Raw genomic sequence first — 21316 nt, forward strand, 5'->3', positions numbered from 1 at the left:
GGCAGGACCGGACGCCCCGGCGCGGCCCGCCCTCCCGGGCGGGTCCGGAGGTCTTCCAGGACGACGACGCACGAAGAGACGAACGAACGAGGTAGACCGTGACCGACGAGCAGAACCCCGAGAACGAGCCCACGGCTCCCGGCGACGGGTCCGAGGAGATCGTGCACGCCGACGGGACGGCGGTCGCGGTGCACCACGGGCGCATCGAGCAGGTGGACCTGCAGCTCGAGATGCAGCGGTCGTACCTCGACTACGCGATGAGCGTCATCGTGGGCCGTGCGCTGCCGGACGTGCGCGACGGCCTCAAGCCCGTGCACCGGCGCGTGCTGTACGCGATGTACGACGGCGGCTACCGCCCCGACCGCTCCTACTCGAAGTGCTCGCGCGTCGTCGGCGACGTCATGGGCAAGTTCCACCCGCACGGCGACAGCGCGATCTACGACGCGCTCGTGCGCCTCGTGCAGGACTGGTCGCTGCGCTACCCGCTCGTCGCCGGCCAGGGGAACTTCGGCTCCCCCGGCAACGACCCGGCGGCCGCCCCGCGGTACACCGAGTGCCGCATGGCGCCGATCGCCATGGAGATGGTCCGGGACATCGACAAGGACACCGTCGACTTCCAGGACAACTACGACGGCCGCACCCAGGAGCCGTCGGTCCTGCCGGCCCGGTTCCCGAACCTGCTGGTCAACGGCTCGGCGGGCATCGCCGTCGGCATGGCGACCAACATCCCGCCGCACAACCTCCGCGAGGTCGCGGCGGGCGTGCAGTGGCACCTCGACCACCCGGACGCCTCGCGCGAGGAGCTCCTCGCGGCGCTGCTGCAGCGCATCAAGGGCCCGGACTTCCCCACGGGCGCCACGATCCTCGGCCACAAGGGCATCGAGGAGGCGTACCGCACGGGCCGCGGCTCGATCACCATGCGCGCCGTGGTCAACGTGGAGGAGATCCAGGGCCGCGTGTGCCTCGTCGTCACGGAGCTCCCCTACCAGGTGAACCCGGACAACCTGGCCGCGAAGATCGCGGACCTCGTCAAGGAGGGCCGCGTCCAGGGGATCGCGGACATCCGCGACGAGACGTCGGGCCGCACGGGCCAGCGCCTCGTCGTCGTGCTCAAGCGCGACGCGGTGGCGAAGGTCGTCCTCAACAACCTGTACAAGCACACCCAGCTCCAGGACACGTTCGGCGCGAACATGCTGGCGCTCGTCGACGGCGTGCCGCGCACGCTGAGCCTCGACGCGTTCGTCCGGCACTGGACGACGCACCAGCTCGACGTCGTCGTGCGCCGCACGCGGTACCTGCTGGCGGAGGCCGAGCGCAGCATCCACATCCTGCGCGGGTACCTCAAGGCGCTCGACGCGCTCGACGAGGTCATCGCGCTGATCCGGCGCTCGCCCGACGTCGAGGAGGCCCGCACGGGCCTCATGGAGCTGTTGGGCGTCGACGAGGTCCAGGCGACCGCGATCCTCAACCTCCAGCTGCGCCGACTGGCGGCCCTGGAGCGGCAGAAGATCCTCGACGACCACGACGCGCTCGAGCGCCAGATCCTCGACTACCAGGACATCCTGGCGAAGCCGGAGCGGCAGCGGTCGATCGTGGGCGACGAGATGGGCGAGATCGTCGCGAAGTACGGCGACGAGCGTCGGACGACGATCCTCCCGTTCGACGGCGAGGTCTCCATCGAGGACCTCATCGCCGAGGAGGAGATGGTCGTCACCATCACGCGCGGCGGGTACGTGAAGCGGACGCGCAGCGACAGCTACCGCGCCCAGAAGCGCGGCGGCAAGGGCGTGCGCGGCACGCAGCTGCGCGAGGACGACATCGTCGACCACTTCTTCGTGACGACGACGCACCACTGGCTGCTGTTCTTCACGAACCTCGGCCGCGTCTACCGCGCGAAGGCGTACGAGCTCCCCGAGGGCGGGCGCGACGCCAAGGGGCAGCACGTCGCGAACCTGCTCGCGTTCCAGCCGGGCGAGAAGATCGCCCAGGTGCTCGACCTGCGCGACTACGACGCGGCGCAGTACCTGGTGCTCGCGACGCGTCGCGGCCTCGTGAAGAAGACGCGGCTCTCGGAGTACGACTCGCCGCGCTCGGGCGGCCTCATCGCGATCAACCTGCGCGAGGACGAGTCCGGGACGCCCGACGAGCTCGTCGCGGCGCTCCTCGTGGACGCCGACGACGACCTCATCCTCGTGTCGCGCAAGGGCCAGTCCATCCGCTTCCCCGCCGACGACGACACGATGCGGCCGCTGGGCCGCGCGACGTCGGGCGTCACGGGCATGAAGTTCCGCGACGGCGACGAGCTGCTCTCGGCCGACGTGGTCGAGGAGGGTTCCGACCTCTTCGTCGTGACGGAGGGCGGGTTCGCGAAGCGCACGCGGATCGACGAGTACCGCGTCCAGGGCCGCGGCGGTCTGGGCATCAAGGTCGCCAACCTGGTGGAGGCTCGTGGAGATCTCGTGGGGGCTCTGGTGACGGAGGCCGACGACGAGGTGCTGGTCATCATGGAGCGCGGGAAGATCGTGCGGTCCGCGGTCGGCGAGGTGAACCTCACCGGTCGGAACACGCAGGGGGTGACGTTCGCGAAGCCCGACAAGGGCGACCGCATCATCGCGGTCGCGCGGAACGTCGAGCGTCGTCTCGGAGAGGATCGGGATACCGTGGAGGGCGAGGACGGGACCGGCACGGCCCCGGGCGTCACCGACACGAGCAGCGCACCGACCACCGACGCGACCGCCTCGTCCGACGGGGCGGGCGGGACCGACCCGGCCCCCGGAACCACCGAGGAAACCAGATGAGCAGCGAGAACAACGCACCGCCGACCATCACGCCGCGGCTGACCGTGCCGCGGCCGGACACGGACGCGTCGGCACGCTCCGGGGCCGCGTCCCCGAGCCGGCACGGCGAGGCGGACGGGACGTCGTCGAACGGCTCGTCGAAGAAGGGCTCGTCGAAGGGCGCCTCGGCGGCGGCGACCCCGCGTGACGGGGCGTCGGCCGCCGTCCCGCCGCCTCCCCCGCCGCCCCCGGGCCCGTCCGCCCAGGCGGCGCCCGCGCAGGGCACGGTGGACGACGACGGCATGGAGCGCGCGTCGGGCGAGAGCCGTGTCGCGGTCGCGCGTGCCGGGGCGGTGAAGGCGGCGGCCGCGGCGATCGCGGCGGCGAAGACGGCCGCGAAGAAGGTGTCGGCGGCGGTCCCCGCCGCACCCGCAGAGACGGAGCCCGAGCGCGGGCACGACGAGATCGACGACGAGACGGTGAGGCGCGTGCCCACGACCACCTCGGCCCCCACGAGCGCGGCGACCGCCGGCGCTCCCGCCGGGGCCTCCATGCACTACTCCGCCGCCGGGGTGACGGGGACCGCGAGCCCGCTCACGGGCGCCACGCCGGCCGTGGGGACCGCGACGGGCGCGACGCCCGCCGTTCGGCCCGACGGCGGCCCGCGCCGCGTGCGGCTCGCGGTCTCGCGCATCGACCCGTGGTCCGCGATGAAGCTCGGCTTCCTCCTCGCGGTCGCCATCGGGATCATGACCGTCGTCGCGACCGCCGTCGTCTGGTACGTGCTGGACGGCATGCAGGTCTTCTACAAGATCGAGGAGCTGTTCACGCAGATCGTCGGCACGGAGACGGACGTCGACATCCGTCAGTACGTCGCGTTCGGCCGCGTGATCTCGATCGCCACGCTGCTCGGCGTGGTGAACGTCGTCATCATCACGGCGCTCTCGACGATCATGGCGTTCCTGTACAACATCGTCGCGGCGCTCGTGGGTGGCGTGCACCTCACGCTCACCGACGACTGACCGCGCACCGGCTCCCCGACCGGGAGGCACGGGCCCTCGGTTTGGGTCTGCGGCTCCCGGTGGGGTAACCTCAATCGCTGCCTGCGAGCGGAGCAGCCCTCCTGGGGCTGTCCGGCGAGGCGCGTGCGGGCCTATAGCTCAGACGGTTAGAGCGCTTCCCTGATAAGGAAGAGGTCAGAGGTTCAAGTCCTCTTAGGCCCACTGCCAACCCACTCGAGGGGGAACACCATGAAGAAGCTTCTGCTCCTGCTCCTCGCCGCCGGCGCCGGGTACCTCGTGTGGCGCAAGTACACGGAGGACAACGCCGAGCGCGACCTCTGGGCAGAGGTCACCGACACCTTCGAGTGAGCACCTCTCGCCGCTGACCGGCCCCGGCCGCGTCACCCGGGGCCATGGCGCAATTGGTAGCGCACCTGCTTTGCAAGCAGGGGGTTGGGGGTTCGAGTCCCCCTGGCTCCACATCAGATGACCTGGTCCGATGCGTTCGGACCAGGTCATCTTCTTTGCGTTCAAGGAGCGGAGTCTGTCTATCGTTCCCGGATCCTGTGGCTGACTGGGCATCTTTGGGGGTCGGTCGTTCGTCGGCGTCGGCGGCTGTCGGGACGTTCCGGAAGACGTCGTCCATGACGTTCGCTGCTGACTGGATGACAGGTCTGAGCTCGTGGCGGTAGACGTCCTCGGTGAAAGCGGATGCCGAAGTGACCCATGAGGCATGAGATCTTTTCGATGGGGACTCTCTGACCCGGCCGACGCCTACGCACTGTACGCGGCCGAGGGCACCGGAGTCGCCCGTCATCCTTCGACTCGCGCCTTCGGTCCGTGACTCGCTTTCACCCGGCCGATCCCAGGTGTCATCTCGGTCATTGTCGGCGCTTATCGGTAGCCTCTGGATGTCCGGCGATGAGGTCGGCAGTTGACATGAGCAAGCAGGTGACGCTTGGGTAAAGCGACCCGGAACTGGACGACGACCCAGGACCGCGATCGGCAGATCTACGAGATGCGCCAAGCAGGCGCCACGCTCGACGAAGTGGGGCAAGAGTTCGGCCTCACCCGCGAGCGTGTCCGGCAGATCGTCAGCAACATGGGTGGAGTCGACCGCGCAGCTGTGCGGGCTGCGCGCTTCACCGAGCGGGAGGGGCGTGATCAGCGGGTTCGAGACCGCGTGTTCTCCGTCGTCGCGACCGGACTTGCCCGCTCGACGGCAGAGGTCGCCATCATGTCGGACGTCGACGAGGAAACCGTGCGACGGATCGGCGGGAAGGAACTCTCCGCGTACCTCGGCGTGACAAAGCGGGGCTCGGTCCGATGGACGGAGGACGACGTCATCTCTGCTCTCGGCACCGCCGCGACATACGAGTGGCCGCTGTCCCGCAACGCGTACCAGGAGCTGATCGACGAGGGCGAGATCCACGGTCCGAGCGCAGCCCGGATCGAGCAGCTCTATGGCTGGGCGGCTGCATGCGAGCTTGCCGGAGTTGAAAGCTCGCGGCGCAGGCGGCGGGACTACCAGTCGTCGTGGACGGACGATGACCTCTGGCACTTCGCACGGACCTACGTCGAGCACAGCGGGCCCACGGCGTCGTTCCACGGGTACGACACCTGGCGTACCGAGCACGCGCCAGGAGCACCATCGAGCGGCGTTCTCCGCGGACGGCTCGGAGGGTGGAACGAGACTCGCCGCACCATCTTGATCGAGAGGGAAGCCATGAGTTCCGAAGCGCTCACCGGCAAGGAAGCCTTGCTCATCGACGGGCAGCTCGTGGCGCGGATGGATGACGAGAGTCGTTCTCGCATCTGGAAGTCCGTGATCAGCATCCTCGAACGTGGACCCCAGCGCACCGGCGTCGGCGGACAGACAGGGCTCGCGCTCGGTTACGTCCAGTCGGGCAAGACGACGTCCATCACCGCGCTCATCGCGGCGGCCGCCGATCAGGGCTACCAGATCATCGTCGCCGTGCTCGGAGGGACGAACCTCCTCCTGGATCAGAACAAGAACCGACTCGAGTCCGCGCTCGGCACACAGTCCCGCAAGGACTACCGATGGGTCACTGAGACGAACCCCTCCGGGATTGCAACCGCCAAGCGGATCGGCGACAGGGTCGATAACGGTCGCGCGGTCCTGATACCTGTGCTGAAGCACGCTGGTCGGCTGAACGCGCTCGCCGCTGTTCTCGACAACGTGCCCGGGATCGAGCAGGTGCCGGTGCTCATCATCGACGACGAGGCGGATCAGGCGTCGCTGAACACGAGCTCGGCGACGGAGAGCAAGACCTACGAGGCGATCCGGATCCTCCGCTCGCGCGTGCCAAAGCACCTCTACGTCCAGTACACGGCCACTCCGTACGCACCCCTCATGCTTGACGCGGACGACTTGCTGAGCCCGGACTTCGTCGAGTTCCTCGAGCCGGGCAGCGGGTACACCGGCGGACGAGAGTTCTTCGTCGAGTTTGCTGACCAGGTGATCCGCGACGTCCCGCTCCTTGACGAGCAGGCGCCCAAGACGCTGCCTCTCGAGCTCCCGCTGAGTCTCACGTCTGCGCTCGGGTCGTTCATCGCTGGTGCCGCCATGCTCGTCGAACGCCAGCCCGACGCCGCGCCGGTGAGCATGCTCGTTCACTCGACTCAACGAAACGACGTCCAGGAGCGGTACAGGTTCCTCATCGAACGTGAGCTCCGGAAGTGGCGCTCCGTCGCCGACAAGGCGGCGTCAATCCCCGACCTGCCTGACGCCGTGCAGAGGGAACGCGTCACGTTGACGGAACGCGGAGCCCCGGACCTCGACAACGGGTCATTCCTCGAGAAGGTCCGCTGGGTTCTGCGCGAGACGTCGCTCTGGCTCGTCAACTCGACGTCGGCTCTCAACAAGGTCGAGTGGAACGTCACTCCGGTCCACATCCTCATTGGCGGCAACAAGCTCGACCGCGGGTTCACCGTCGAGGGACTGACGGTCACCTACATGAACCGACCGCCGAGCGCCCAGGTAGACACGCTCGAACAACGGGCTCGTGCGTTCGGATACCGCCGGGACCAGCTGCCCTACTGCCAGTTCTTCGCGACGAAGCGAACCATCCGCTCGCTCCGCGACATCGTCTTCACGGAGTACGACCTGCGAGCCCAGCTGCAGGACCACGTCGACGCAGGCGGCACCGTCCATTCTTGGGCGCGGGACGTCGGACTCATGCTCCCCGACGGCATGAAGCCGACCCGCGACGCGGTTGTGAGCCAGCTCGACTACCAGGGCATGGGATGGACCTCGGTGCGGCTACCGCGTCTCACCCCCGAAGCGATCGCCACGAACAGATCGCTCACGGAGGCTATCGGTCTGCTGGACGCGCCCGCCATTGACTACGGACGTCTGTCTCTGCGCACGGTGCAACTCACGGTGGCCGATGTCGTCGCACGGCTCGTCTTGCCTTGGTCCGCCGACGACTACGGGCCGTCGTGGCGCCTCCGCGACGTGACTGATGCGCTGGAGAGACACCACAACCAGTCGCAGACCGTTCCTGTCATCCTCATGGAAGACGACGGGCAGGCGCGGAAGCGCAAGTGGGACGTCGAGACGGGGTTCGTCAACCTCTTCCAAGGCCGTGACAACGTGCGGAACAACGGCGGACCGTCTTATCCCGGCGACCGCGTGATCGGTGGCATCGCCGATGATCCCGGCGCCCTCGTCGTCCAGATCCATCGGGTCGTTCGTCGTGATGACCCGACCAATGAGCTGCTCACGCTCGCCGTGCATCTCGGTGACCGCAAGATCGTCCGAAAGGGAACCCTCGCATGACTGATGGCCAGTCCGGAGTCCGATCCGGCGAGCTCGTGCACGTGCCGATCTCGGCCCTCCTGCTCGACCCCCACAACCCCCGGCTCCCTGCATCCCGTCAAGGTGGCGCGCAGGCGGACCTCGCGATCGACCTGGAACTCGGGTTCGATGCATTCGCTGTCGCGCAATCCATCGCTGACAACGGCTTCTTCGCGGCCGAGCCACTGATCGCCATCCGCGACGATGAGCCCGGCAGGTACATCGTCGTCGAGGGAAACCGCCGGCTGACCGCTCTACTCGGGCTGACCCACCCCGAGATTCGCGAGCAGTTCATCGAGCCGATCCGGTGGGAGGCGGTCGCCTCCAAGGCCGCGATGTCGCCCGATGTCGCTGTCCCGATCGTTGTCCACCAGAGCCGCGAAGCCACCCATGTCGAGGTGTCGCGCGCGCACGTCGTGGGCAAGCTCCAGTGGCGGCCCTACATGCAGGCGCGTTTCATAGCCGCTCGTGTCGCCGAGGGCCGCACCATCAAGGAGGTTGCCGATCTGATCGGCATCACCAAGAGCAAGGCTGCCGATCTCTACCGTGACCAGGCGATCGTCAGCCAGGCGGCTTCCGTCGGTCTGAACACGGGCAACGTCGAAGGTGCCTTCTCGCTCTTGACCGTCGCGATGGGCAACACCAAGCTCCGCGATCACATCGGCGCGCCTCTGGGCTCCCGGCTCGAGCCCGGCGACGAGCCCGTGCCCGCCGGCAAGATCAACGAGCTCAAGGAGGTCATCTCCTGGGTCTTCGGCGACGAGGACGCAGAGCCGGTCATCACTGACTCGCGACAGATGAGCGCCCTCGGCAACATCGTGTCCAGCGAGGTGGGCCTGTCCGCTCTCCGCTCCGGCAAGAGCCTCGAAGAGGCGAAGCAGCAGGTTCAGAGTGCGGGGATGGACCCGCGGGAGCGTCTCATCAGACGCATCACCGCGGCCACGAACGCACTCGGCGCGGCGAGCGACGACCTCGCGGAGTATGCCGCGGACAAGCAGGTCGTCGGACTCTTGTCGGACCTCGAGTCCCTCGTCGAGTCCATGCGGAACGTCGTCGACCAAGCGGCGATAGAGGCGCAGGAGTCGTGACGATTCGCGGCCGTGACCGGATCGCGGACTGGATCGAGACGATGCTGCTCGTCCGCGGTACGCGACCGCTCGGGCTCGATCCGCTGAACGCCTTCCTCGAGGCACGCCATGGGCTGGAGGCCCAGATGGTGAGCACTGGGGTCCGCGAGATGGCTCGACGGGAGGGGTTGCTTGGCGACAGGTATCCGTTCAGGGTCAACGAGTTCGCGGTCCGCGCGAACCCGGACGCTGCATCATCGTCGTACGTGACCGTTGCGCTGATGGCACCCGGCAACCCGGTGCGCGAGTACTTGGGTGCAGCGCCGGACGAGTCGATGGCGGTCATCTTCGAGAACGTCGTCGCGGAAGCAACCTCGCGGATCTGGGGCGACGCGGGTCACGCATTGCGGTTCGGGTGGCCCTCTGACATCGGCCGACCACCAGAGTTCGACCTAGCGATCCGTTGGCTCGCCCAGCAGATCGGCGTGGACGTCGGGCAGGGATACCGGCAGCCGCGCCGAAAGGACGGCGGCGTCGATGTCGTCGCATGGCGTCCGTTCCCTGACGGCCGCGCTGGGTTCCCGGTGGTGCTCGTGCAGTGCACCCTGCAAGAGAACCTCCTCGCAAAGGGCATGGATGTCGACACGCGGCTGTGGGGATCCTGGTTGGCGATGGACGTCGATCCCACGACCGCGCTGGCGACGCCGACCGCACTGGCAGCAGGAACGATCTGGAACGAGCTGGCTCTCAAGTACATGGTGCTCGACCGGATCAGGATCGTCGGTCTCGCGGCACCGTCCGTGACGGACGAGCTCGCACAGGGCTGGGCCACAGGGGCCATCAATGACCTGCAGGAACACATGGAAGAGGTAGGCGAGCTGTGAGGGTGCAGAAGAAGGACGTCGTCATCGAGATTGCCGACGCGCTCGGACGGGAGGCACCGAAGATGTCCACTGGGTCGACCGAGCCCCGCACGATCTTCGACATGGTCAACAAGGAGCTCGCGCTAGGTCTGTCGACTGAGCTGACGAAGCCCCAGATCGCGCAGGCGATCGTCGAGTCGACCGGCGAGGTCTGGGCACCGGACTTCGAGTCTCGCGGAGGGACCGTGACTCTTAAGGGCCTTCAGGCCGTCCGTGATGCGGTGAGGTTCTACGTCGACTAGCTGGGGCCAAGCAGCGCAGTCGTCGAGATCTGGCGGCACCCAGAGCATGACGGGCGCGACGAGACGCAAACATCGGTTGCGCACGGTTGAGTTTAGCTGAAGGTTCAGCTAAGCTCGGTTGTGAACACGCGCTGGCAGCTCGACTTGCTGTCCGATAGCGTACAGTTGTTCGAACGTATGTTCGAACACGTGCTGCGACTGGAGGCGATCAGGTGGCGACGACGAGCGGTGCCCCTTTCCGATATATCGACCTGTTCGCGGGCATCGGTGGTTTCGCGGCCGCGCTCGAAGCGTTCGGGGGCGAGTGTGTCTACTCCGTCGAGATCGACGAGGCGGCTGCCAAGGTCTACGAGCGCAACTGGGGTCACTCGCCTCTCGGAGACATCACCAAGGACGCCAACGACGGCGTGATGAACGTCCCGGCGCACGACCTTCTGGCCGCCGGCTTCCCGTGCCAGCCGTTCTCCAAGTCGGGCGCCCAGCGCGGCATGGAAGAGACCCGAGGCACGCTCTTCTGGAACATCCTCAAGATCATTGAGGCACACCACCCGACCGTCGTCCTCCTGGAGAACGTCAGGAACCTCGCCGGGCCGCGCCACAGGCATGAGTGGGAGCTGATCATCCAAACCCTGCGCGATGAGGGTTACCGCGTCTCTCACACGCCTACGGTCTTCTCCCCCCACCTGCTACCGCTCGAACGCGGCGGGCGCCCCCAGGTACGCGAGCGCGTGTTCATCACCGCCACCTACGACCCGGACGGCATCCTTGACGGCGTCGAGGCGCTCCCTGCCCTCCCCAACGTGACGCAGCGCGGCAAGGAGGAATGGGACCTGCTCCACGACCTGCCTGTCGACCTGACTCGCGACGTTCCCGGGACGGAGCTGTCGGCGCCCGAAGTCTCGTGGATCGACGCGTGGGACGACTTCGTCACCACGATGTGGACCGAGGTGCGGAAGGCACAGTCAGACGGCAAGCTGGCCACGCTCCCTGGGTTCCCGATCTGGGCCGACCACTGGGTCGAGTCCGAGGACCTCGCAGTCTGGATGGTCGGTGGCCGGTCTCCGTACCGTGCCGTCGACGTGCCCGACACTTGGGACGAGGTGCCGAGTTGGAAGAAGACCTTCCTCCTGAAGAACGCTGAGTTCTACACGCGGTACAAGGCACAGCTCGACAAGTGGGCCTCCCGTCACGACCTAGCTTCGTTCCCGGCGTCGCGCCGCAAACTTGAGTGGCAGGCCCAGCAGACGGCCTCGCTGTGGGACTGCGTGCTGCAGTTCCGCCCGTCGGGGATCCGGGCGAAGCGGCCGACTCACGTGCCGGCGCTCGTCGCAATCACACAGACGTCGATCATCGGACCTCTTCGCCGCCGTCTCTCAACGCGCGAGGCCGCGCGCCTCCAGGGCTTCCCGTACAACTTCGACTTCGGACCGCAGCCCGCGGCCGCGACGTACAAGCAGCTCGGGAACGGCGTGAACATCGGAGCTGTGTGGAACGTGCTGAGAGCGCACGCGGAGAACGACGCTCGGATTCTGCGGTCCACCGAACGTGGAGCGGCGCTGTTGAAGGCACTTGTCGATGACGCACCGAAGACGCCGGACGACCGCCTCGATGCGGTCGTTGCCCGCGGTCGCGCGAAGTTCGCGGAGTCGAGGCGGCTGGCAGCGTCCGCCTAGCTAGAGACCCACGCGCTTCCTATGCGCGATCAGCGCCTCCGTCGGGACACGATCGCTCGGATCGACGGGCTCTCGAACCTGGACCCCAACTAGTGGCTGGTACTCGCTGTCTGAAAGCCGCGGATGAAGGACGACCCGCCGGTCGTCGTCAAAGGCGAGGAGTCCGGTGTCGAAGAGCGTGTGCAAGTCAGCGCGGAGCAGGAGGCCGTTGCTGGTGGCGTACGTGCCACCCAGCCGATAAGGCACGACATGCGCGGCCTCCAGGACCTCGCCCACCCCACATGCAGTGACGGCGCAGCGCCCTTCGTAGGTAACCAGAAGGTGAGCTCGGAACTGTGGCTGCCCCTTGCGGATGAGGAGGGCTCGGATCGCTCGGTCATCGTCGTGTCGGTCTGGCGTCGTTGCATCGAACGGACGACCCGATTTGACGTGCGCCGGGCCCTGACCGTGCGCGCTCTGTCCGCGGGACACGGAATGCTGGAGTTCGCGCGCTCTTGCAGCCATGGACGCTGGCACGTCTGCCTCAAGCCCTTCGAGCAGCGCGATGAACGCCCTTTCTGTGATGTTCCCTCCCCCGCCGCTCCTCGTCTCTTTCGACGACATCGTCGAGGAATCCCACCTGCCGCGGACTCGCTCGACGAGGGCTGCCATCGTGCGGACCTTCTCGCCCTGGTAGGGCACGTCGATGGCCTCACCAACCGCTTCGAGCCACTCCTTCATGACAGTGCCTTGTCTGGACATCCATGGACCGCCCGCCCCCTCGATCGGCAAGATGCCCAGGTAGTCGGCGATGATCCTGGGATACTCGTCCTTCTTGACCCGATCTGCTGTCATGCCGCCATCCAAGCAGGCTCATGAGGCCCCCCGTTCGGCCCCTCGCCGCTTGCTCGCCGCGGTGTGACTTCGGACGGGGGATGCGGGCACTCTTCATCGCCTCGGCGCCTCGCGTCGAGACGGCACGATGGTGTCGTGACCTCCGAGCGGCCCGTCCCGCAACACGTCCCTGCACACCCGGGTTCCTCGTCCGTCGTAGTCTCGAGGCGAATGAGCGTCGCCAAGCGACGCGACACGGCCCCCGAAGTCGCGCTGCGCCGCGAGCTACACGCACGCGGGATGCGGTACCGCGTCGCATACCCGGTCCCAGGTCAGCGGAGGCGGACCATCGATGTCGCCTTCACACGAGCCAAGGTCGCCGTCTTCGTCGACGGCTGCTTCTGGCACGGCTGTCCCGAGCACGGCATGATGCCGCGGTCGAACGGCGACTGGTGGAAGACAAAGTTCGCCGCCAACCAAGCGCGCGACCGCGACACCGACCGCCTCCTCAGTGAGCTCGGTTGGGCGGTGGTGCGCGTGTGGGAGCACGAGCCACCCCATGCTGCGAGCGACCGCGTCGAGGCGGTCGTCAGTCAACGTTCGTCGAAGCGTGCTCACCAGTGAGCACCGCTTCCTTCGCCCGGTTCGCCACCGGGCTCTTCCGGTACGTGCGTTCACAAGGAGCGTCAAGCCCGCACTGGCAGCGGGGTTGGGGCGTGCGACGGCGGTCGGAAATCGGCTCCAGTCCGCCTGAGCGCGACCCCGTCCGGCCGCGGACGGGGTCTTCGTGCGTCCGGCCTAGGCGTCGGCGCGCTCGTGAGGTGTCCGCCCCTGGGGACGACGAGGGGCCCGTCCCTGCTGGGACGGGCCCCTCGTCGTCTGCCACCGCCCGAGGACGGCGGGTGGAGCGTCAGGCGTCGTCGGCCTTCTTCGCGGCGTCCTCGGCCGCGGACTCGGCGGCCTCGCGCGCCTTCTTGCCGGCGTCGCCCAGGTCGTCCTTGGCGTCCGCCGCGGCGTCCTTGACGTCCTCCGCCGTGTCCTTCACCGCGTCCTTCGCGCCGGCAGCGCCGCCACGGGTGGTGCTGCGGGCCCGGCTCGTCGCCTTCTTCGCCGCGTCCTTCGCGTCCGAGACGGCCTCGGTGACGCGGTCGGTGACGTCGTCGCGGACCTCGGCAGCACGCTCGGCCAGCTTGTCCGTGGCCTCGCGGCCCTTCGCGACGGCGGCGCCCGCAGCCTCGCCGATCGACTCGGCGGCGTCCCCGACGGCGTGCTTGGCGTCACCGACGACGTCGTCGAAGTGGACCTGCTGCTGCTCCTGCTCCCACGGCTCGGCCCAGGGGTCGGTCGTGGGCTGCGCGCGGCGGTAGAGCACGTAGCCGACGCCCGCGGCGGTCACGCCACCGGCGATCCACCAGAGCGTGCGGCCCTTGCCCTTCGAGGAGTCCGCCTCGGCGGCCTTGGCCGCCGCCTTGTCCGCGGCCGCGGCGAGCTTGGCGGCCGCCTTCTCCGCGGTCTTGTCGGCGTGCTTGGCGGCCTTCTTGCCGGCCTTGCCCGCGGACTTCTGCGCCTGCTTCGCGGCCTCCGCCGTCGCCTTCTTGGCCTGCTTCGCGAGCTTGCGCGCCTTCTTGCCCGACGCGGCGGCTGCCGCGGCCGTGGCGGCGGCGGTCGCCTCGGCCGCGTTGTCCGCGGCGCGCTGGGCGGAGTCTGCCGCGCTGGCGGCGGCGGCGTTGAAGCTCGCGACGATCTTCGGCAGCACGTCCTCCACGAGGCGGTCGTGCGCCGTGTCGATCGCGGGCGCGGCCTTGGTCGCGGCCTTCTCGACGCGCGGCGCGGCGGCCTGGATGCTGTCCTGCCACGCCTTCTCGACGCGCGGCTGGAGCCACTCGAGGAACGCCTCCACCTTGGGCGTGCCCCACTCCTTGGCGTGCACCGCGGCGTCCTTGGCCTGGTCCGCGAGCTGGGTCGCGGCGCTCTGCGCGGTCGCGGCGGCCTGCGCGGCCTGTTCCTTCAGCTTCTCGGTGTCGATCGACTCGAGCGTGTCCTTGACGGAGTCGCTCGCTGAGCGAGTACGGGTCATGCGTGCTCCCCGGGGTCGTCGTCCGACGGGACGAATGTGCGGATGCGATGCGTTTCCGCCCACTCTGCCACCACCCCGGCCACGCCGCGAGACATCGCCCCGGACGGGTCGGGCGCGGGTCTCGTGGGAAGATGGTGCCCATGTTCGCAACCCTCCACACGACCGCAGGTGACATCCGGATCGAGCTCCTGCCGAACCACGCCCCGAAGACGGTGGCGAACTTCGTCGGGCTCGCCCAGGGCACCACGACGTGGTCCGACCCCCGCACCGGCGCCGAGCGCACCGAGCCCTTCTACGACGGCCTGATCTTCCACCGCGTGATCCAGGACTTCATGATCCAGGGCGGCTGCCCGCTCGGGACCGGCACCGGCGGCCCCGGCTACACGTTCAACGACGAGATCCACCCCGAGCTCCAGTTCGACCGCCCGTACCTGCTGGCGATGGCGAACGCGGGCGTGCGCCGCAACCCGGTGACGGGCGAGGCCGAGGGCACCAACGGGTCCCAGTTCTTCATCTCGACGGTCCCCACGCCGTGGCTCAACGGCAAGCACACGATCTTCGGCGAGGTCGCGGACGACGAGTCCCGTGCCGTCGTCGACGCGATCAACGCGACGCCCACGCGTCCGGGCGACCGCCCGCAGGAGGACATCGTCATCACGTCCGTCACCATCGAGGACTGACCATCTCGGCGACACCTCCCGGGCCACCCGGCCCGCCGGCGTACGGGACGGCCGGACCGCACGACGGTCCCGCCGTCCCGCCGGTGTGCCCGCGGCACCCCGACCGCGTGTCGTACGTGCGCTGCCAGCGGTGCGGGCGCCCGGCGTGCCCCGAGTGCCAGCGACCGGCCGCGGTCGGCGTCCAGTGCGTCGACTGCGTGCGCGACGCCGCCCGCCAGGCGCCGACGCAGCGCACCGCGCTGGGCGGGAAGGTGCGCGGCGGGCCGCCCGTCGTGACGTTCACGATCATCGGCCTGTGCGTCGTGAGCTGGCTCCTCCAGCTCGTCACGGGCGGTACGTGGACGAACATGCTCGCGTTCGCACCCTGGGTCGGCGAGCTGCAGCCCTACCGCTTCCTCACGGCGGCGTTCCTGCACTCGACGAGCCCCGTCCACATCCTCTTCAACATGTACGCCCTGTGGATCACGGGCCCGTTCCTCGAGCAGCAGCTCGGCCGGCTGCGCTTCACGGCGCTCTACCTGCTCTCCGCGCTCGGCGGCTCCGTCGGCTACCTGCTCCTCGCGGGGGGCCCGACGTCGGAGGCCTGGTACCAGCCCGTCGTCGGCGCCTCGGGAGCGGTGTTCGGCCTCTTCGGGGCGATCCTGCTCGTCCTGCGCCGGACGGGCCGCAACGCGATGCAGATCGTCGTGCTCATCGGCATCAACTTCGCGATCGGGCTGTTCTTCCCCGGCATCGCGTGGCAGGCGCACCTGGGCGGTCTCGTGGTGGGGCTCGCGCTCGGCGCCGCCTACGCCTACGCGCCGCGCGAGCGTCGCACCCTCGTGTCCGTGGGGGCGACGGTCGTCGTCGTGGTGGCGCTGGTCGCCGCCTCCTGGCTCACCTACGCCGCCGCGGACCAGTTCGGCCACCTCGCCTGACGAGGCGGTCACAGAAGTTATCCCCAGGGTTACTCACAGGTGTGGAACTACACCGGTGTGAGGCCCGACGTGCCGGGCGGGGCCCAGGCCCCGCCCGGCACGCGGCTACTTCCAGCGCGTCGTGAGCGCGAAGCCCGCGATGATGAAGGCGAAGCCGACCCCCAGGTTCCACGCGCCGAGCGGCGGGACGGGGAGCTGCTTCGGACCGCTGAGGTAGAACAGCACGATCCACGCGAGCCCGACGAGCATGAGCCCGAGCATCGTGGGCACGAGCCAGCGCGGGTTGCCCGTCTCGGGCTTCGGCACGCTCGGCGGACGCTGCGGCTTGGGCTTCTTGCGCGACTTCGACTCGGGCACGAGGGTGGGCTCCTGTCCTGGTGGGGCTCGCTGCGCCGGCGCCGGGACGCGCCGCGGGAGCGGACGCCTGCCGTCGTCGTGCAGGAACCGTGCATGGGTCGGGCGAAGGTCGTCGACGCGCCGCGAGGCTCTGCCGGAGCACAGGTCCGTCACGATCGTGGACGACGTTCGTCGACTAGCGTAGTGGGCGCACACAATAGGCACGGACACCGCGCGCGGAGGACGTGCCGCGAGGTGTGTGCCGCACGACCTCAGCACGACGCCGACGCACGACGCAGACCCGGTCGACGACCTCGTCCGCCCCAGGAAGGAGACGGTCGCGTGAGCACCACGGACCCTGCCGCCACGGGCCCGGACGACCCCGCCGAGGGGCCGTCGTCCGCCCCGGGCGGCACGCCGCGCGCGCGTCGCGTCCGGTCCGCCGTGACCGTCGCGCTCGTCCTCGCGCTCGCCGGGGTCATGTTCACGGCGAACGCGCGGCTCGCGCGCGGCGACGAGTCACGGCACCCGGAGAACCTCGCGCAGCTCGTGGACCGCGAGTCCGACCGCGTGGCCGACCTCGCGACGCAGGTCGACGCCCTGACGGCGGAGGTCGCGGGCCTGTCGCAGACCGGGGACGCGCCCGCCGGCGTCGACCCCGACCTCGCGGCGCGCACCGCCGTCGCCGCGGGGACGACGCCCGTCCAGGGTGCCGGCGTCTCCGTGACGCTCGACGACGCGCCGCCCGAGGGCAGCTACCCGGCGGGGATCCGCCCCGACGACCTCGTCGTGCACCAGCAGGACATCCAGTCCGTCGTCAACGCGCTGTGGGCGGGCGGTGCCGAGGCGATGACGCTCCAGGGGCAGCGCGTCACGGCGACGTCGGCGTTCCGCTGCGCGGGCAACATCCTGCTGCTGCACGGCCGCGTGTACTCCCCGCCCTACGTCGTCGAGGCCGTGGGCGACCCCGAGGCCCTGCGCGACGCGCTCGACCGCTCGCCGGGCGTCCAGGTGTACAAGGAGTACGTCGACGCGGTGAACCTCGGCTGGTCCGTCGAGGACGAGAGCGACATCGAGATGCCGGGCTACCAGGGGGCGCTCGAGCTCCGCTACGCGCGCCCGTCCGACGCGGTGGCGTCGTGACCGCGACGAGCCCCGCACCGGCCCGGCACGCGGGGCACCGCGGCTCGGGTCGCGGTCCGGTGTCCGCCGTCGTGGGGGTGCTCGGCGAGCTGCTCATCACGCTCGGGATCCTGCTCGGCCTGTACGTCGTCTGGCAGCTCTGGTGGACGGACGTCCAGGCGGACCGCGTCCAGGCGCAGGTGCTCGAGGAGATCCAGGCACCGACCCCGGACGCGGCGGACGTCGGCACGACGATCCTGCGCGACGACCCGCCCGTCCCCGCCGCGCCCGCGCTCGGCGAGGTGTGGGGCACGCTCTACGTGCCGCGCTGGGACGGCAAGATGATGCCGATCGCGGAGGGCACCGACAAGCGGTCGATCCTCGACCAGGCGATGGCCGGGCACTACCCCGAGACCGTCATGCCGGGCGCCGTCGGGAACTTCTCCCTCGCCGGGCACCGGCAGACGTACGGCAAGATCTTCCACGACGTCGAGGAGCTCGAGATCGGCGACCCGATCGTCGTCGAGGCCGACGGCACCTGGTACGTCTACCGCGTCGACCACATGCAGGCCGTGAAGCCCGACCAGGTCGAGGCGATCGCGCCCGTCCCGTGGCAGCCCGGCGTCGAGCCCACCGAGCGGTACCTCACGCTGACGACGTGCCACCCGATCGGCCTCAACTCGCTCGTCGCGCGGTACATCGTCAACGCGAAGTTCGACTACTGGATGCCCGTCGAGGACGGCACGCCGCCGGAGCTCGTCGGCCAGACCGCTCCCGCCGCCGAAGGAGGCTCGTGATGTACGGGGCGCTGTGGCGCGTGCTGCCCGGCCCGGCGTGGCTGCGGGTGCTGATCCTGCTCGTCCTCGCGGCCGCCGTCGTGCTCGCGTGCTTCGAGTGGCTGTTCCCGCTCGTGTCCGAGTACATGCCGTTCAACGACCCCAACATCCAGACCGACGCCGCCGGCGCAGCGTCCGTGGAGGCCCCGCGATGACCCACCAGACCCGCATCCTCGTCGTGGACAACTACGACTCGTTCGTCTACACGATCGTCGGCTACCTCGACCAGCTGGGCGCGCAGACCGTCGTCGTGCGCAACGACGCGGTGCCGGAGCCGGACGCCGACGGCCGCTTCCGCGACGCCGACGGCACCGTGTTCGACGGCGTCCTCGTCTCCCCCGGGCCCGGCACGCCGAAGGAGGCCGGGCAGAGCGAGCACGTGATCCGCACGTGCGCCGCGTCGCGCACGCCGATGCTCGGCGTGTGCCTGGGCCACCAGGCCCTCGCCGAGGTGTACGGCGCGACGGTCACGCACGCGCCTGAGCTCATGCACGGCAAGACGAGCCTCGTGGAGCACGAGGGCGAGGGCGTGCTCGCGGGCCTCCCCCTCCCGTTCACCGCGACGCGGTACCACTCGCTCGCCGTCGTGAGCGACACCGTGCCCGCCGAGCTCGAGGTGACGGCGACGACCGCCGGGGGCGTCATCATGGGCCTCCAGCACAGGGACCTGCCCCTGCACGGCGTCCAGTTCCACCCGGAGTCCGTGCTCACCGAGGGCGGCCACCGCCTGCTCGCGAACTGGCTCGAGGCGTGCGGACTGGAGGGCGCCGTCGAGCGCTCCGCGGGCATGGCCCCGCTCGTGCGCCAGTAGCGAGCACCGTGCGGCACCGGCCCCGGTCTGCCGCCCACGGACGCCCCGCACGACGACGGGCCCTCACCTCCGTGGAGGTGAGGGCCCGTCGTCGTGGATGGCCCGGGGGCGGTGGGTCAGCCCTCGCCGTCTCCGCCGTTGCCCCCGCCGTTCCCGTTCCCGCCGCCGTTGTTCCCGCCCCCGTTGTTCCCACCGTTCGACGGTCCGGGACCGGTCGAGACGATGAGCGACACCTGGGTGCCGACGGGGACCTCTGCCCCGCCGCGCGGGTCGGACCCGATCACGACGCCGGCCGGCCACTGGTCGGACTCCTGCGTCTGACGGGTGCCGACGTTCAGCTCGGCACCACCGAGCGCGTCCTTCGCCTGGTCCTCGGTCATCCCGACGAGGTTCGACGGCACCGTCGTCGTCTCCGCCGCGCGCGGGATGGCGACCTTGAGGGTCACGGTCGACCCCTGCGGGACGCTGCCCGCGTTGGGCTGCTGCGAGAGCACCTGGTTCTCCGGCTCGTCGGACTCCTCGTCGCTGCGGTCGACCTTCAGGCCGAGCGCCTCGACGGTCGACTTCGCGGCGTCGAACTGCTGGCCCGTCACGTCCGGCAGCGCGACGAGGCCGCTCGACACGAACAGGTTGACCGTCGAGCCCGCCGGCACGGACTGGCCGGCGCCGGGGTCGGTCTTCGTCACCGCGCCCTTCGGGACGTCCGGCGAGTCCTCGGTGTTGACGTCGCCGACGTTGAGCCCGGCGTCGGAGAGGTACTGCCGGGCCTCCTCCTGCGTCTTGCCCTTGAGGTCCTGGATGGTGACGGCGTCGGGACCGGCCGAGAAGAAGGCGGTGACGGTCACCCCCAGTTCCTGGGTGGTGCCGCCGGCGGGGTCGGTCCGGGTGAACGTGCCCTCGGGCTCCGTGGACTCCTGGTCGATCGCCTGCGCGTACTCGAAGCCCGCCTCGGTGATCCTCTGCTCGGCCTCCGCGGGCGTGACGCCCGCCGACAGCGTCGGGACGGTGCCGGTCGTCGGCTCGTCCTCGCCCTGGCTGTTGATGACGATCATCGTGATGATCGCGGCGAGCGCGAGCACGCCGATCGCGATGAGCGTCCACATGAGGCCCTTGCGGCTCTTGGGCTGCTCGTCGTCCTCGCCAGGCGGCTGCTCCCCCGGCGGGACGGCGGGCGCCGCGCTGGTCGCCCAGGGGTTCGCCGCCGCGGCGGCCGGTGCCATGACCTGCGTCGCGGACTCGACCATCGTCGGCTGGAGGTCGGCGGCCGCGGCGGCGGCGCCGAGGCCGGCGGCGGCGGCCGCGACCCCGAGCGCCGGGGCCGTGATCGACCCGCCGCGCGCGGCGTTCTCCAGGTCGGCGCGGAACTCGGCGGCGCTCGAGTAGCGCGCCGTGCGGTCCTTGGCGAGCGCCTTGAGCGTGATGCGGTCGAGCACCTCGGGCACGTCGGGAGCGATCGCGCTCGGCGTGGCGGGCGCCTCGCGCACGTGCTGGTAGGCCACCGCGACGGGCGAGTCGCCGATGAACGGCGGGCGCCCCGTGAGCAGCTCGTAGAGCAGGCAGCCGGTCGAGTACAGGTCGGAGCGCGCGTCGACCGTCTCGCCGCGCGCCTGCTCCGGGGAGAGGTACTGCGCGGTGCCGATGACGGCCTGCGTCTGGGTCATGGTGGCCGCGGAGTCGGCGACCGCGCGGGCGATGCCGAAGTCCATGACCTTCACCGCGCCCGTCGGCGTGATCATCACGTTGGCGGGCTTGATGTCGCGGTGGACGATCCCGGCGTGGTGCGAGTACTCGAGCGCCGCGAGGACGCCCGCCGTGATCTCGACCGCCTCGTCGATGGGCACGGCCTGACCGTCGCGCAGGATGTCCCGCACGGTGTGGCCCTCGACGTACTCCATGACGATGAACGGGACGTGCACCGCGTTGCCGGTGGCGTCCTCGTGCACGTCCTCGCCCGTGTCGTAGACCGCGACGATGGCCGGGTGGTTCAGGGAGGCCGCCGCCTGCGCCTCGCGACGGAAGCGCGCGAGGAACGACGGGTCGCGCGCGAGGTCGGAGCGCAGGATCTTGATCGCGACGGTACGACCGAGGCGGTTGTCGTGCCCGATGTGCACCTCGGCCATGCCACCACGGCCGATGAGCTCACCGACCTGGTAGCGCCCGGCAAGCACTCGGGGAGCGTTGTCCACCACTCATTCGTCCTTCGGTGTCGTCGGAGCCGTGG

Annotated in this window: 19 protein-coding genes and 2 tRNA genes; 17 read left to right on the forward strand and 4 right to left on the reverse strand. The window is 69.7% G+C overall.

Translation table 11 applies throughout. The annotated features are described in order from the left end of the window. The first annotated feature begins 158 nt into the window (after positions 1-158). From gyrA to MT994_RS02560, 10 genes are all read left to right on the forward strand, one after another. Positions 159-2798 (forward strand): DNA gyrase subunit A, encoded by a 2640-nt coding sequence (gene gyrA, locus MT994_RS02515; RefSeq protein ID WP_044144050.1) that lies wholly within the window; start codon positions 159-161, stop codon positions 2796-2798. Further along, the gene (locus tag MT994_RS02520; protein ID WP_233139918.1) at positions 2795-3799 is read left to right on the forward strand and encodes a DUF3566 domain-containing protein; all 1005 of its coding nucleotides are present in this window, start codon (positions 2795-2797) and stop codon (positions 3797-3799) included. The genes gyrA and MT994_RS02520 overlap by 4 nt, the downstream gene beginning before the upstream one ends. 127 nt (positions 3800-3926) lie before the next feature. After that, positions 3927-4000: transfer RNA gene (locus MT994_RS02525), tRNA-Ile, on the forward strand. Between the two features lie 27 nt (positions 4001-4027). After that, positions 4028-4147 carry a DLW-39 family protein gene (locus MT994_RS02530; RefSeq protein ID WP_021483216.1) on the forward strand — a complete coding sequence of 40 codons (120 nt, stop codon included), beginning with the start codon at positions 4028-4030 and terminating at the stop codon, positions 4145-4147. 38 nt (positions 4148-4185) lie between these two features. Further along, a tRNA-Ala gene (locus tag MT994_RS02535) sits at positions 4186-4258 on the forward strand. A gap of 478 nt (positions 4259-4736) precedes the next feature. After that, a complete protein-coding gene (locus MT994_RS02540; protein ID WP_354804990.1) occupies positions 4737-7580 on the forward strand; it encodes a Z1 domain-containing protein in 2844 nt (947 codons plus the stop codon). Next, complete coding sequence (locus tag MT994_RS02545; protein ID WP_354804991.1) at positions 7577-8686, forward strand: hypothetical protein; 1110 nt, start codon at positions 7577-7579, stop codon at positions 8684-8686. The genes MT994_RS02540 and MT994_RS02545 overlap by 4 nt, the downstream gene beginning before the upstream one ends. Beyond that, positions 8683-9549 carry a hypothetical protein gene (locus MT994_RS02550; RefSeq protein ID WP_354804993.1) on the forward strand — a complete coding sequence of 289 codons (867 nt, stop codon included), beginning with the start codon at positions 8683-8685 and terminating at the stop codon, positions 9547-9549. The genes MT994_RS02545 and MT994_RS02550 overlap by 4 nt, the downstream gene beginning before the upstream one ends. Then, the gene (locus MT994_RS02555; RefSeq protein ID WP_061268273.1) at positions 9546-9830 is read left to right on the forward strand and encodes a hypothetical protein; all 285 of its coding nucleotides are present in this window, start codon (positions 9546-9548) and stop codon (positions 9828-9830) included. Before MT994_RS02550 ends, MT994_RS02555 begins: the two co-directional genes overlap by 4 nt. 212 nt (positions 9831-10042) lie before the next feature. Beyond that, positions 10043-11503, forward strand: coding sequence for a DNA cytosine methyltransferase (locus MT994_RS02560; protein ID WP_354804994.1), 1461 nt, complete (start codon positions 10043-10045; stop codon positions 11501-11503). On the opposite strand, the gene MT994_RS02565 is transcribed toward MT994_RS02560, so the two are convergent. Then, complete coding sequence (locus MT994_RS02565) at positions 11504-12337, reverse strand: HNH endonuclease signature motif containing protein (protein ID WP_354804995.1); 834 nt, start codon at positions 12335-12337, stop codon at positions 11504-11506. A 210-nt stretch (positions 12338-12547) separates the two neighbouring features. Between MT994_RS02565 and MT994_RS02570 the strand changes: the two genes are divergently transcribed. Further along, the gene (locus MT994_RS02570; RefSeq protein WP_354804997.1) at positions 12548-12940 is read left to right on the forward strand and encodes a very short patch repair endonuclease; all 393 of its coding nucleotides are present in this window, start codon (positions 12548-12550) and stop codon (positions 12938-12940) included. A gap of 286 nt (positions 12941-13226) precedes the next feature. Here the strand turns inward: MT994_RS02570 and MT994_RS02575 are convergent, their stop codons facing one another. Beyond that, positions 13227-14393 carry a YtxH domain-containing protein gene (locus MT994_RS02575; protein WP_194521578.1) on the reverse strand — a complete coding sequence of 389 codons (1167 nt, stop codon included), beginning with the start codon at positions 14391-14393 and terminating at the stop codon, positions 13227-13229. A gap of 140 nt (positions 14394-14533) precedes the next feature. Between MT994_RS02575 and MT994_RS02580 the strand changes: the two genes are divergently transcribed. Both MT994_RS02580 and MT994_RS02585 read left to right on the forward strand, forming a co-directional pair. Continuing rightward, the gene (locus tag MT994_RS02580) at positions 14534-15073 is read left to right on the forward strand and encodes a peptidylprolyl isomerase (RefSeq protein WP_021483785.1); all 540 of its coding nucleotides are present in this window, start codon (positions 14534-14536) and stop codon (positions 15071-15073) included. A gap of 107 nt (positions 15074-15180) precedes the next feature. Beyond that, positions 15181-15990, forward strand: a complete 810-nt coding sequence (locus tag MT994_RS02585; RefSeq protein ID WP_228485151.1) for a rhomboid family intramembrane serine protease — start codon at positions 15181-15183, stop codon at positions 15988-15990. Between the two features lie 105 nt (positions 15991-16095). Here the strand turns inward: MT994_RS02585 and MT994_RS02590 are convergent, their stop codons facing one another. Further along, positions 16096-16347: a cell division protein CrgA gene (locus tag MT994_RS02590; protein WP_021483485.1), complete on the reverse strand. Its 252-nt coding sequence runs from the start codon at positions 16345-16347 to the stop codon at positions 16096-16098. Positions 16348-16668: 321 nt separating this feature from the next. Between MT994_RS02590 and MT994_RS02595 the strand changes: the two genes are divergently transcribed. From MT994_RS02595 to MT994_RS02610, 4 genes are read left to right on the forward strand one after another with little or no spacing between them, the layout of a single operon-like run. After that, positions 16669-17469, forward strand: coding sequence for a DUF881 domain-containing protein (locus MT994_RS02595; protein ID WP_251177172.1), 801 nt, complete (start codon positions 16669-16671; stop codon positions 17467-17469). Further along, complete coding sequence (locus MT994_RS02600) at positions 17466-18245, forward strand: class E sortase (RefSeq protein WP_086150133.1); 780 nt, start codon at positions 17466-17468, stop codon at positions 18243-18245. The genes MT994_RS02595 and MT994_RS02600 overlap by 4 nt, the downstream gene beginning before the upstream one ends. After that, a complete protein-coding gene (locus MT994_RS02605; RefSeq protein ID WP_034650515.1) occupies positions 18245-18439 on the forward strand; it encodes a hypothetical protein in 195 nt (64 codons plus the stop codon). The genes MT994_RS02600 and MT994_RS02605 overlap by 1 nt, the downstream gene beginning before the upstream one ends. Continuing rightward, the gene (locus tag MT994_RS02610; protein ID WP_354805001.1) at positions 18436-19095 is read left to right on the forward strand and encodes an aminodeoxychorismate/anthranilate synthase component II; all 660 of its coding nucleotides are present in this window, start codon (positions 18436-18438) and stop codon (positions 19093-19095) included. The genes MT994_RS02605 and MT994_RS02610 overlap by 4 nt, the downstream gene beginning before the upstream one ends. A 116-nt stretch (positions 19096-19211) precedes the next feature. On the opposite strand, the gene pknB is transcribed toward MT994_RS02610, so the two are convergent. Beyond that, complete coding sequence (gene pknB / locus MT994_RS02615) at positions 19212-21284, reverse strand: Stk1 family PASTA domain-containing Ser/Thr kinase (protein ID WP_354805002.1); 2073 nt, start codon at positions 21282-21284, stop codon at positions 19212-19214. Positions 21285-21316 lie beyond the last annotated feature (32 nt).

This window comes from Cellulosimicrobium sp. MI9406 (genome assembly GCF_040595865.1).
Taxonomy (GTDB): domain Bacteria; phylum Actinomycetota; class Actinomycetes; order Actinomycetales; family Cellulomonadaceae; genus Cellulosimicrobium; species Cellulosimicrobium funkei.